The sequence below is a fragment of the Bacillus sp. SJS genome (assembly GCF_000732485.2).
Taxonomy (GTDB): domain Bacteria; phylum Bacillota; class Bacilli; order Bacillales; family Bacillaceae; genus Metabacillus_B; species Metabacillus_B sediminis.
Window position 1 is genome coordinate 1 of sequence record NZ_JAQV02000012.1, and the last position, 11,900, is coordinate 11,900.

General features: G+C 45.3%; 11 protein-coding genes and 2 tRNA genes. 11 read left to right on the forward strand and 2 right to left on the reverse strand.

Features of this window, described 5'->3' with window-relative positions; all coding sequences use genetic code 11:
• The first annotated feature begins 1 nt into the window (after position 1).
• A tRNA-Asp gene (locus tag AS29_RS05870) sits at positions 2 to 78 on the forward strand.
• Between the two features lie 116 nt (positions 79 to 194).
• A tRNA-Phe gene (locus AS29_RS05875) sits at positions 195 to 267 on the forward strand.
• A gap of 62 nt (positions 268 to 329) precedes the next feature.
• Here AS29_RS05875 and AS29_RS05880 read toward each other — a convergent pair.
• Entirely contained in the window at positions 330 to 647 is a 318-nt protein-coding gene (locus AS29_RS05880; RefSeq protein WP_035410574.1) for a hypothetical protein, read from the reverse strand.
• A gap of 262 nt (positions 648 to 909) precedes the next feature.
• Here AS29_RS05880 and AS29_RS05885 point away from each other — a divergent pair, with 262 nt between their 5' ends.
• The 9 genes from AS29_RS05885 (at position 910) to rlmH (ending at position 10,371) form a co-directional block, all read left to right on the forward strand.
• Complete coding sequence (locus AS29_RS05885) at positions 910 to 2,331, forward strand: M23 family metallopeptidase (RefSeq protein ID WP_035410571.1); 1,422 nt, start codon at positions 910 to 912, stop codon at positions 2,329 to 2,331.
• 173 nt (positions 2,332 to 2,504) lie between these two features.
• A complete protein-coding gene (yycF, locus tag AS29_RS05890) occupies positions 2,505 to 3,218 on the forward strand; it encodes a response regulator YycF (protein WP_035410568.1) in 714 nt (237 codons plus the stop codon).
• A 5-nt stretch (positions 3,219 to 3,223) separates the two neighbouring features.
• Positions 3,224 to 5,053, forward strand: coding sequence for a cell wall metabolism sensor histidine kinase WalK (walK, locus tag AS29_RS05895; protein ID WP_035410565.1), 1,830 nt, complete (start codon positions 3,224 to 3,226; stop codon positions 5,051 to 5,053).
• A complete protein-coding gene (locus AS29_RS05900; protein WP_035410563.1) occupies positions 5,050 to 6,402 on the forward strand; it encodes a YycH family regulatory protein in 1,353 nt (450 codons plus the stop codon). Before walK ends, AS29_RS05900 begins: the two co-directional genes overlap by 4 nt.
• Positions 6,389 to 7,204: a two-component system regulatory protein YycI gene (locus AS29_RS05905; RefSeq protein WP_035410560.1), complete on the forward strand. Its 816-nt coding sequence runs from the start codon at positions 6,389 to 6,391 to the stop codon at positions 7,202 to 7,204. Before AS29_RS05900 ends, AS29_RS05905 begins: the two co-directional genes overlap by 14 nt.
• Before the next feature lie 21 nt (positions 7,205 to 7,225).
• The gene (locus AS29_RS05910) at positions 7,226 to 8,020 is read left to right on the forward strand and encodes an MBL fold metallo-hydrolase (RefSeq protein WP_035410557.1); all 795 of its coding nucleotides are present in this window, start codon (positions 7,226 to 7,228) and stop codon (positions 8,018 to 8,020) included.
• A gap of 69 nt (positions 8,021 to 8,089) precedes the next feature.
• Positions 8,090 to 9,304: a S1C family serine protease gene (locus tag AS29_RS05915; RefSeq protein ID WP_035410554.1), complete on the forward strand. Its 1,215-nt coding sequence runs from the start codon at positions 8,090 to 8,092 to the stop codon at positions 9,302 to 9,304.
• 349 nt (positions 9,305 to 9,653) lie between these two features.
• On the forward strand, positions 9,654 to 9,809 hold the full coding sequence (locus AS29_RS05920) for a CxxH/CxxC protein (RefSeq protein ID WP_066098973.1): 156 nt from the start codon (positions 9,654 to 9,656) through the stop codon (positions 9,807 to 9,809).
• An 82-nt stretch (positions 9,810 to 9,891) separates the two neighbouring features.
• The gene (rlmH, locus tag AS29_RS05925) at positions 9,892 to 10,371 is read left to right on the forward strand and encodes a 23S rRNA (pseudouridine(1915)-N(3))-methyltransferase RlmH (protein WP_035410552.1); all 480 of its coding nucleotides are present in this window, start codon (positions 9,892 to 9,894) and stop codon (positions 10,369 to 10,371) included.
• Between the two features lie 102 nt (positions 10,372 to 10,473).
• Here the strand turns inward: rlmH and AS29_RS05930 are convergent, their stop codons facing one another.
• Positions 10,474 to 11,823, reverse strand: a complete 1,350-nt coding sequence (locus AS29_RS05930; protein WP_035410548.1) for an aminotransferase-like domain-containing protein — start codon at positions 11,821 to 11,823, stop codon at positions 10,474 to 10,476.
• Positions 11,824 to 11,900: the final 77 nt, after the last annotated feature.

The window sequence follows — 11,900 nt, forward strand, 5'->3', positions numbered from 1 at the left end:
TGGTCCGGTAGTTCAGTTGGTTAGAATGCCTGCCTGTCACGCAGGAGGTCGCGGGTTCGAGTCCCGTCCGGACCGCCATTTATTTTTTCATGATACATATGATAACTTAATTAAAAGTAAGAGGGTTTCAATAAGCGAGAAGGTCGAGGGAGCTGACGAAGAGATTCGAAGCTTAGTGGAAGCCGAAACTATGTGGCTTGGTAGCTCAGTCGGTAGAGCAATGGACTGAAAATCCATGTGTCGGCGGTTCGATTCCGTCCCAAGCCATCCAAAGACATGTTCCCGGTGGAATGTGTCTTTTTTATTGTTTCGGAAGAATGGCTGGCAATCTAATCGCCTTTCTTAGGTTTTTCCGTTGTAATTCTCCTTACAAGGATAATCAGACTGGTTACAAATATTTGTACGTAAGGAACCAGTCCGTATGAAAACACTCCGGTTAGATCTGCGCAAAAAATAATCAGAAATCCTAATCCCATGTTTAAAGGAATGGAGATCCAGTCATTCTTTATGATCCATGATAGGAGAACTGCCATTAAGAAAAAAGGAATGAAAATCAGTTCAAAAATAATCGCCTGTTCAAGAGGCATGAGAAAGAAAAATAATAAACTTAAAAGCAATCCTATCCAAATAGTTGACCCTGTTTTCAATACTCCTCCCTCCCTTCCCCCCAAATGCTATTTGACCCACTGGTAAACCTGTTAAATAATACCCTGATTATTACAAAAACCCACCCATTTATAACAAATTGACCACAATCCCTTAACAATTGGAAGCAAATTGGGCGAGTTTTAGGAAGTTTGTGCTATCTTAAACGGGTGCCTTTTTGAGGCGCGTTTTTTTCCCTGCTTGATGGGGTGTAAATCATAACCTATTGAGCAGCAATGAATTGTTTTCAGGGGGACAACGACTATGAACCAGCCACATAAATCGAAATTTAAGTATGCGCTTGCATGCGGTATTATTACTTCGTCAGTCATGCTCGGAAGCCAAACGGCGTCTGCGGAGGATCAGGTAGCAACGGTTTATCATATATACATAGATGGGAAGAAGCTTGGCACCATCGATAATCAGGAAGTATTGAAGGATGCGGAAGCGGAGATTGTGAAGCGTGCCGGCGGTCAATATGATCAGAAGGGTCTGAATCTGACGGTGGAGGATATGGAAATTGTCCCTGAGCAGATGTTTCAGCCATTAGCGGATAATGAAGGCGCTAAGCAGAACCTCTTGAATGAGCTTGACGTAGCTGCTAAGGCCTATTCTATTGTAATTGGCGGTAAAACGGCGGTTTCCTTTAATTCTAAAGAAGAGGCGGAAAAAACGCTGAGAGATTATCTTCATCAGTTTATGCCGGCAGACCAGCTTGCTGCGTTTGAGGAGCATAAAAGAAGCGGCAAGCCTTTTGAGCCGATAAAAGAGGGAGAATCGCGAATTACGGATATTACGTATTCGGCTGCCCCGGAAATTAAGGAGCAAAAGGTCAAGCCTGAAGATATCCGCAACACCGGACAAGGGCTTGAAGCTTTGCAAAAAGGAACAAAGGGAGAGTCCCTGTACAGCGTGAAAAATGGCGATACCCTGGAGACGATTGCACAGGATTTCAGTCTTTCTGTTGACGAACTGCTGAGGCTGAACGGGAATATGGATCCCCGGACTTCAATCAAGCCAGAAGATACATTGATGGTTGTCGTTCCTAAGCCTTTTATGGAAGTAAAAGTGACAGAGGAATCTTCAAAGGTGGAGGACATTCCTTTTGAAGAGGAGAAACAGGAAAACGGCGATCTTCCAAAGGGTGAAGAGAGCATTTCTCAAAAAGGGGAAACGGGACAGGCCCTTCGTGAGTACATCTATACGAAGGTAAATGGTGATACGGTAACAAGAACGACTGCTAAAGAGGAAAAGCGTAAAGACCCGGTTAAGCAGGTTGTTCAAGTAGGGACGAAGGAAACGTCGAAAGGCGACGGTTCGCTGAGCTGGCCTGCTGTCGGCGGCCAGATTACGAGCAAGCAGGGGCAGCGCTGGGGCCGTGCCCATAAAGGGATCGACATTTCCGGCGTGCAGGATAAGACGATTAAAGCCGCCGATAATGGAAAGGTTGTTTTTGCAGGGAACAGCGGGGCATACGGCAACAAAATTGAAATTGATCATCAGAACGGCATGAAGACGGTCTATGCCCACCTAAACTCCATTACAGTTTCTGAAGGCGATACGGTCCAAAAGGGATCGCAAATCGGGGTAATGGGTTCAACAGGACGCTCCACTGGCATGCATCTTCATTTTGAAGTGTATAAAAACGGAAATTTAGAAAATCCGCTTGATTATGTAAAGCAATAAGAGGAAAGCTGACCTTAAGATGCATCAATAAGGTCAGCTTCTTTTGTTTTCTGACAGAATTCATGCAGAAGGTGGAAATAAGGACATACTATCGGTATAATTAGTCTGTTTAGAACTATAAAAAAGTGACTTTATATAAAATGCGAAACCTTGGCCAAAAGGGGCGATCAATTATGGATAACCGAAGAATATTAGTCGTGGACGATGAAAAGCCGATTGCAGATATACTTGAATTTAACTTGAAAAAAGAAGGATACGATGTCCATTGCTCCTATGATGGAAACGATGCTCTGCAGCAGGTTGAGGAATTCCAGCCGGATCTCATTCTTCTCGATATCATGCTTCCGAGCAGGGACGGAATGGAAGTGTGCCGTGAAGTGCGGAAGAAATACGATATGCCGATTATTATGCTGACAGCGAAGGATTCGGAGATTGATAAGGTCCTCGGCCTTGAATTAGGCGCAGATGACTATGTTACGAAGCCTTTCAGCACGCGTGAGCTTTTGGCAAGGGTAAAAGCCAATCTTCGCAGACAGCAAACCGTCGGAACAGCAGAAGACACGGCGGGTGAAACGAATGAAATCGGCGTCGGTTCGCTCGTTATTCATCCCGATGCGTATGTGGTAACGAAGCGCGGCGAAACGATTGAATTGACCCATCGTGAATTTGAGCTGCTGCATTATCTGGCTAAGCACATTGGACAGGTTATGACGCGTGAGCATTTGCTTCAAACCGTATGGGGCTATGATTATTTTGGAGATGTCCGTACCGTGGATGTGACCGTTCGCCGTTTGCGCGAAAAGATTGAAGACAACCCAAGCCACCCGAACTGGATTGTGACCAGAAGAGGCGTGGGGTATTATTTGCGAAATCCTGAACAGGAGTAGTCTGAATGAATAAAATAGGCTTTTTTCGCTCCATCCATTTTAAATTTGCCCTGATATTTGTACTGCTGATTATTTTGGCGATGCAAATTATCGGGGTGTACTTTGTTAAGCAAATGGAAGAATCACTGAAGTCCAACTTCAATATTTCCATTAATAAACAAATCAACTTGCTTAACTACAGTCTTGGAGTTGAATTCGATAAAGACCGTACAAAAGAAGAGACCGATTCACTCGAGGACGACTTAGCAGATGTATTAAGCGATTATACGACGGGTGATATTGAAGAGGTCCGCGTCATTGACCGCAACTTAAGAGTTCTAGCCACCTCTACCTCCGACACTGATATGGTCGGGAAGAAAATTACCGACATCATGATTAGCCGAGCCCTTTCAACTGAGCTGCAAACTTCTAAAGATGTATTTGACCCTAAAACCCAGAAACGAATCCGAATCTATGCTACGCCCATAAAGAAGAGTGATGGAGAAATCATCGGGGTTGTTTACATAGAAGCCTCTATGGAAGAGATTTTCACGCAAATGAGGAATATTAACAGCATTTTGGCTGTTGGTACTTTACTTTCTCTCCTTATTACAGCTCTTGTAGGGATTTTTCTCGCAAGGACGATTACAAGACCTCTTTCTGATATGAGAAAACAGGCACTCGAGCTTGCAAAAGGAAACTTTGGCCGCAAGGTGCGGATTTATGGAAATGATGAGATCGGCCAGCTTGCCTTAAGCTTTAACCATCTGACGGAGGAGCTTGAAGAAGCTCATTCCCAGACAGAAGGGGAACGGAAAAAGCTTGCATCAGTCATCGCCAATATGACGGACGGCGTCGTTGCCACCAACCGCAAAGGCGAAGTCATTCTAGTCAATGAACCGGCTGCACAGCTGCTGAATGTTTCACATGAAACGGCCCTTTCGATGAAAATCACTTCGCTGCTGGAAATCGAGGAAGAAGTCCAGTTCGATCAGCTGATTGAATCGCAGGAGCCACTCCTTCTTGACTTTAGCTCTGACGATAAACCTCTTATTCTCCGAGTCAATTTTTCTGTCATTGTAAAAGAGCATGGCGGATTTATTGAAGGCTTGATTGCGATTATTTACGATGTAACCGAGCAGGAGAAAATCGATGAGGAGCGGAGAGAATTTGTAGCCAATGTCTCACACGAACTCCGCACGCCGCTTACGACCATGCGCAGCTATCTGGATGCTTTGGCAGAAGGAGCCTGGGAGGATAAAGAGATTGCTCCCCAGTTTCTGAATGTGACCCAGACGGAAACAGAGCGGATGATCCGGCTAGTCAATGATCTGCTGAATTTGTCGAAGATGGACAGCCGCGATTACCGGATTAAACCGGACTGGATCAACTTTACGGTGTTTTTTAATAAAATCATAGACCGGTTTGAAATGACGAAATCGCAAAAAGTGACATTTAAACGCGATATACCGAATGAAGAGCTTTATGTGGACATTGATACAGATAAGATTACCCAAGTCCTTGATAACATCATCTCCAATGCGATGAAATATTCTCCCGAGGGCGGAAAAATCACCTTTAGAATCAAGGTCCTAGAGGAAGAGCTTCTCATCAGCGTAAAGGATGAGGGTGTAGGAATTCCGAAAGACAGTGTGAAAAAGATTTTCGAGCGTTTTTACCGCGTGGATAAAGCGAGGACCCGGAAACTTGGCGGAACGGGGCTTGGCCTTGCGATTGCAAAAGAAATGGTCCAGGCGCACTCTGGTGAAATTTGGGCAGAAAGTAAGGAAGGACGGGGGACAACTGTGTTTTTTACACTCCCGTACGATCCGAATCAAGAGGATGATTGGGAATGAAACGGGAAACAGTGAAAACCCTGGTCTTAAGCTTTTTAATTATCGTCAGTCTGTTTTTTACATGGAGCATATGGACGTTCCAGCCGACCTATGACCCGCTTGAAAGCATGACCTATCTTGAAACGCTAAAATTATCGGATGACAAACGCGAATTCAGCGAAGTGGTGAAGCCGCAGCAAGTCTTTTACCATGAGAATAAAACGACCCATTACGGGGCGGATAAGCAGCTTGATAAAATCTGGAGAGCCATGGCGGACTGGAAGCTAGAGGAAGCAAACGATCTTTCCAGCCGCTACAGCGAAGCCGAGTTTCTGCAGTTTATCCATGGCCTGGACGGCCGCAAAAAACTCGAGCTGGTTTTCAGCCAGACAATCCCTTCTAAAACCTTTCAAAGCATTTTAGACTGGGAAACAAAAGAAGCGGTGAACAAAGCCTTTGACCGGATCATCATTCCTTTTGACGGAGTGAAAACGCCAACGGTTTATTTTGTCTCCACTCAAGGCAAGCTCGTTTATGAAGTGAAAATGAAGCATGACGTGGTAACCCAGCTTCAGGGGCAATATTTCAGCAATGCTGAAGAAGAAGGATATCCGCGTTATTTCGCAAATTCATTCAACAAGGACGCCGTGTTAATGCTCCCTGAAAAAAAACGCGTGTTTAACCGGTTCTCCTATACCTTCAGCAATATTGATGATGAAGACTTTAAACAGGCCCTGTATAATAACCCTTCCTACGTTTCACGCGGCTACAATAAATCGGACAGTGTCTATACCGATGGTTCGAGAAGGATGGTCATTGAAAAGGACAGCGGCTTCTCTCAAATCACCTACACAGCTGGCGGAAAAAAGGATAAAACCATTGAACCGGCTTTATCAAAGGTCATGGAACAAAGCCTGGATTATTTGAACTCTCATGGCGGCTGGACCGATGATTATGTATTTTTCGGACATTCACCGGACTTGGAAATTACTCTAAGGATGCTGATCAATAATCTGCCTGTGTTTCCCAGTAAAGAAACCCCATCCATCAGGACGGATATTTTTCAGGAATGGGGCAGTACCGAAATCATCCGCTATGAGCGTCCCGGATACCGCACGAAAAGGCACTCCAGTCAGGAGCCTATTTTGCTTCCGGACGGCAAAGAAATCCTTGCGATGCTGACTGAAAGCAAAGGAGAAATGAACATCAACAATGTAGTCAGGGTCTTCCCTGCTTATGAGCTTCAATCCTCTGAAGATCTGAACGTGATTGTGAATCCCGTTTGGTATGCAGAGACGAAATCAGGGAATTACCGTGTGATTGAAGATCCAAAAACACTGGGAGGAGGCAGACAGGATGGATTGGAGTAAAACGAAAACCATCTTTATTTTCGCTTTTCTTATTCTCGACCTGTTCCTTGCCTGGCAATACTCTCAAAAGCTCACGACGAGCAAATATGATCCGATTCAGAAGGAGACGATTCAAGACCAGCTGGCGGCGGAAGAAATTAAATATCCGCCTCTTTCCCCGGACAACGCTGAGCTGAAGCTATTGGCCGTTAAACGGCATGAGTTTACGGAGGAAGAGCTCTCCGCTCTTAAGGATCAGGAGCCGGCGATCGATATCCAGGATCAGATTGGCGAAACCGAATCGGTCTTGCTGCAAATGAAGCTGAAAAAACCGATCAAGATTGAAAAAGATGATTTGTCCAAAGCGGATAGCTTTGTTTCCTCCTCATTAAAATTCGGGAGTGAGTATGTGTTCTGGTCCTACAATCAGGAAAAAGCGGCCATTACCTATTTCCAGCGAATCAATGGGATGACGATTTATCAAGGATCTGATCAGCCGATTGGGGCCGTCACCCTTCATTTGAATGACAAAAGGGAAATTATCAGCTATGAACAAACGTACGTAATGGAATCCGACCAAGTCCAGGAACAGCAGGAAGATACCATTACAGCCATTGAAGCCATTGAACAGATGTATAATGAAAACGACCTGAAGTATAAAAGCGAGATTACCAAAATGGAGCTGGGCTACTATACGGAGCAGGCGGAATCAAATAAACAAACCCTGCAGCCATACTGGTATGTAGAGGTGAACGGCAAAGAACATTATTTTGTGAGCGCGTTTGAAGGGCAGATAGTCAGACCTGAGAAAGCGACTAAATAGATAAAAATTGGAGTGACAGACATGAGCTTGCAATTTAGCGTACTTGCGAGCGGGAGTACGGGGAACGCCATTTACGTAGAAGCGGACGGACAATCTTTTTTGGTGGATGCCGGCTTAAGCAATAAACAGCTTGGCCTGCTCATGAGCCAGATTGGCAAAAGCATGGACGATTTGAGCGGAATTTTTATTACCCATGAACACAGCGACCACATTAAAGGCCTTGGGGTTGCTGCAAGAAAGCACAAGGTGCCGGTCTATGCGAACGGCAAAACGTGGAATGCGATGGAAAAGCTGATTGGAGAAGTTCCGTCTGAGCAAAAATTCCATTTTGAAACCGATACAGTCAAAACATTCGGAGGCTTGGATATCCAGTCCTTCGGCGTCTCGCATGACGCGGCCGAACCGATGTTTTACGTCTTTCATCATAATGGGCGCAAGCTTGCCCTCATTACGGACACAGGCTACGTCAGCGACCGGATGAAAGGCATGATCAAGGACGCCAACTCCTTTGTGTTTGAAAGCAACCATGACGTCAGCATGCTCCGGATGGGGCATTACCCATGGAGCATTAAGCGCCGCATTCTCTCAGACGTCGGCCACGTCTCAAACGAGGATGCCGCCCTAGCAATGTCGGACGTCATTGGCGATCATACTTCCCGAATCTATCTTGCCCATCTCAGCAAGGATAACAACATGAAGGATCTCGCGAGAATGTCGGTTCAGCAGACATTGGAAAGCAAAGGCTTCGTTTTAGGCGACGGAATCGGCCTTTATGATACCGATCCGATAAAGCCAACTCCGTTAACAGCCGTTTAATCATTATTTTTTTGCACAAGCTTGAGTATAATAAACAATAGCAGCATGCGAAAAAAAGGAGCTGGAAACATGGGGTATTATGATCAGGATTATCAAGAGCCGCCTCGCAGGCAAAAAGGCAACCGCGGCGGCTGGTTTTTGGCTGGAATTACAGGAGCCATACTCGGAGGGCTCATCGTCCTCTTTGCCGGCCCGACCGTTAATGATTTCGTCAACGGGAATTTTCAGCAGGAAGAAAACAATACCGGTACGAATGAGCCCGCTGGCCCCGAGAAGCAGGTTTCGGTTAACGTCAGCTCCGACATTACCAATATCGTAAGCAAGGTATCAAGCTCGGTTGTCGGCGTCATCAATATCCAGCAGTCCGGATTTTGGGAAGAGGAAGAAGGCAGCGGAGAAGCAGGAACCGGCTCCGGTGTTATCTATAAAAAAGACGGCGGCAATGCCTTCATCGTAACGAATCACCATGTGATTGAAGGCGCCACCCAGGTTGAAATCAGTCTCTCCGACGGCACAAGAATCAAGGCCAGGATTCTCGGAAGCGACAAGCTGACCGATCTTGCCGTCCTTCAGGTAAGCAGTGACAAAATCAAAAACGTCGCTCCTTTCGGAGACTCCGACAAGGTCAAACCAGGTGAGCCGTCCATCGCGATCGGAAATCCCCTCGGCCTTCAATTTGCCGGGTCTGTCACGCAGGGAATCATCTCCGGAACGGAACGTGCCATTCCGATTGATGAGAACGGCGACGGACAGCCAGACTGGAACTCCGAGGTCATTCAAACCGACGCCGCCATCAATCCGGGTAACAGCGGCGGCGCCCTCATTAACATCGACGGAAAAGTCATCGGCATCAACTCCATGAAAATTGCCGAATCGTCCGTTGAAGGAATCGGCCTCGCCATTCCGGTCAATATCGCCAAGCCGGTCATCGAGGATCTGGAAAAGTACGGCGAAGTCAGAAGACCGTTCCTTGGTCTAAGCATGCGTTCTCTTGATGAAGTGTCGAGCTACCACCAGCAGGAAACACTCAAGCTTCCGAAGAGTGTGACAAGAGGCGTCGTAGTGTTCGAATCCGACCCGATCTCACCTGCAGGAAAAGCTGGCATTAAACAGATGGATGTCATTACGCAAATGGATGGCAAGGATATTAAGGATATTATTGAACTGCGCAAGGTGCTTTACGAACTAAAGCCGGGTGATACGATTTCGATTACGTATTATCGTTCAGGGAAGAAACAGACGGCGGATGTTCGTTTAGGGGAATCTCAGGCGCAGGGAAGCTAAAGGAAAAGCTCAAATTAGATTGGTGCTGGCTGATTTCCGCTGCAGGTTGCTCGCTTTCCGCGGGGCGGGCGGTGAGCCTCCTCCGCGCTATGCGCCTGCGGGGTCTCACCTGTCCCGCTGCTCCCGCTGGAGTCTTGCACCTTCCGCTCCAATCAGCCTAACCTATAATTGTTCAAAACACCTTTTTTAAAACGAAACCTATGGAATGCTAATAAAGCGTCCAGCGTGTTTCGTTTTTTATTTTGATGCAAGAGTTTTGTTAACAGCCTTTTTCATTTAGGGTGTGGATAAACCGGGTGTTTGGTGTAAAATAAGTAGAGAATCCACCTGTGGATAAGGAGGGAACAGCATGAAAGCATGTGCAGATCATGTCGAAACAGCGATAGATATGTATGTTGACGAGCACGAATTGGCTCCGGAAATAATGAAAATTGAAGAAACCAACAGGTTATCCACAACCTGTGAATTGTGCGAAAACCCAGCCATATATATAGTGGGGGAATAAACTTTCGCCCCCGGATGTGGATGGGAAATACACAATTGTGGATAACTATTGTGAATATCGTAATTTAAAGTGGGGATAACCTGTGAATATAACAATCGTAACCGTAGGTAAACTAAAAGAAAAATACTTAAAGCAAGGAATCGACGAATATTTGAAGAGGCTCGGCCCGTACGCCAAAATGGAAATCATCGAGCTTGCAGACGAAAAAGCGCCAGAAAATTTGAGTGAGCAGGATATGAGAATTGTTAAGGATAAAGAAGGCGAACGGATTTTAGCGAAAATTTCGGATGATACCCATGTCATTGCCCTGGCGATTCAAGGGAAAATGAAATCATCGGAGCAGCTTGCTGCGGATCTGGACAGGCTTGCGACTTATGGGAAAAGTAAAGTTGCCTTTGTAATTGGCGGATCACTGGGATTGAGTGATGCGGTGATGAAGCGGGCGAATGATACGCTGTCTTTTTCAAAGATGACGTTTCCGCATCAGCTCATGAGGCTGGTTTTAGTAGAGCAGGTTTATCGGGCTTTTCGGATTAATCGGGGGGAACCGTATCACAAATAAATGCAAATTCTCCTTAAAATAATAAGGCACCAGTCCTGTATAGGCTTGGTGCTATTTTTAGTTAGGTGAAGCTGTGTTTAAATGAGTGAGATTTTAAATAAATTAGCCTCTTCTTTTATTGTCCAATACAGAGATAGCTCCAGCGATCTTTTCTAGCCCGTACGTTATCTGATGGTCATGCACTTGAGAGGTGCATAACCGGAGGAGTTGGTCTTTATTGAAATCGGGTAAGAACATTCTGCTTGTATCATCTATTAGTATTTGCTGTTCGGATAATTGCAGGGCCAGTTTTTTGGCTGATACGTGATGGGGCATGTAGATAGAAAGGTAAAATCCTGAATCTGGCTTCGTATAGGATGTGCCTTCGGGCAAGTATTGTTCACAGGCACTTTTCAGCAGGTTCATTTTATTAAAGTATACGTCCTTTATTTTTTTCAGATGGCTGTGATACATTCCGCTTTTTAAATAAATATCCAGCGCACCTTGAGAAAGGACTGGGCTGTTGAAGTCAGAGCTGAATTTATAGCGTAAAAAGGTTTTCATCATTTGATCTGGCATTACAGCACTGGCGATCCGGAGCCCGGGGAGAAATACTTTTGAAAAGCTTTGAATATAAATGACTCTTCCGGACGGATCAAAAGCGAAAAACGGGTCGGCTTTTTTATCGCGCTCTAATTCACCTAGAAAATCATCTTCCACGATATACACATCATATTTACTAGCCAATTCCACAATTTTCTTCTTCTCCCTATTTGTATAAGAGTGTCCAAGAGGATTGTGAAATCTCGGAATGACGTAGAAAAACTTAATATCGTTGTTTTTGAACATCCATTCAAGAAGTTCCAAATCCACTCCATTCATTGAAACCTCAATCCCGTAGGCTGTAACTTGATGGATGTTAAGGGATTCAATCATCCCAAAATAGGTTGGCTGCTCAATCACAATATTTTTTTTGTTGTTTGGAAAGGGAAAGGCTGTTAGCAAATGAAGCGCTTGCTGAGAGCCCGAAACGATGACTACACGGTCCGTTTCGGTAAACACTTGGGAATGTTGAAGGTTTTTCACGATTTCTGTACGCAGGGAATAAAGGCCTTGCTGATCGGTGTATGTAAAAATTTCCTCCTTATAAACTTCAATGGCCTGATTTAAGCAATGCTGAAATTCGATATAGGGCAAGAGATGCTTATCCGGCCCGGCTGATAAGAAGTCTACTGTGCCAGGCGGGTTTAGGGGGTGTTTAAAATCACGGACGATATAATAGCCGCTTTGAGGGATGGAGAAAATTAAGTGCTCTTTTTCTAATTCACTGTACGCTTTGATCACCGTATTTTTACTGCAGCTGAATGTTTCAGCCAGCTGCCGGATCGAGGGAAGCTTTTGGCCGGCGTCTGCATCCCCGTTTATAATCTGCTGCTTAATCTTTTCTGCAAGCATCATGTATTTTGGACTCAAATTTGTTCAAGCCTCCTTAACTGTACCCTGACAGATGCAGAAAACAGCCATCGTATCCCATATCTGTTTCTAATATG

Coding starts and splice junctions, on each gene's coding strand:
- AS29_RS05920 (WP_066098973.1), top strand. CDS start 9,654: ATGAAAGCATGTGCAGATCATGTCGAAACAGCGATAGATATGTATGTT.
- AS29_RS05885 (WP_035410571.1), top strand. CDS start 910: ATGAACCAGCCACATAAATCGAAATTTAAGTATGCGCTTGCATGCGGT.
- yycF (WP_035410568.1), top strand. CDS start 2,505: ATGGATAACCGAAGAATATTAGTCGTGGACGATGAAAAGCCGATTGCA.
- AS29_RS05900 (WP_035410563.1), top strand. CDS start 5,050: ATGAAACGGGAAACAGTGAAAACCCTGGTCTTAAGCTTTTTAATTATC.
- walK (WP_035410565.1), top strand. CDS start 3,224: ATGAATAAAATAGGCTTTTTTCGCTCCATCCATTTTAAATTTGCCCTG.
- AS29_RS05915 (WP_035410554.1), top strand. CDS start 8,090: ATGGGGTATTATGATCAGGATTATCAAGAGCCGCCTCGCAGGCAAAAA.
- AS29_RS05910 (WP_035410557.1), top strand. CDS start 7,226: ATGAGCTTGCAATTTAGCGTACTTGCGAGCGGGAGTACGGGGAACGCC.
- AS29_RS05905 (WP_035410560.1), top strand. CDS start 6,389: ATGGATTGGAGTAAAACGAAAACCATCTTTATTTTCGCTTTTCTTATT.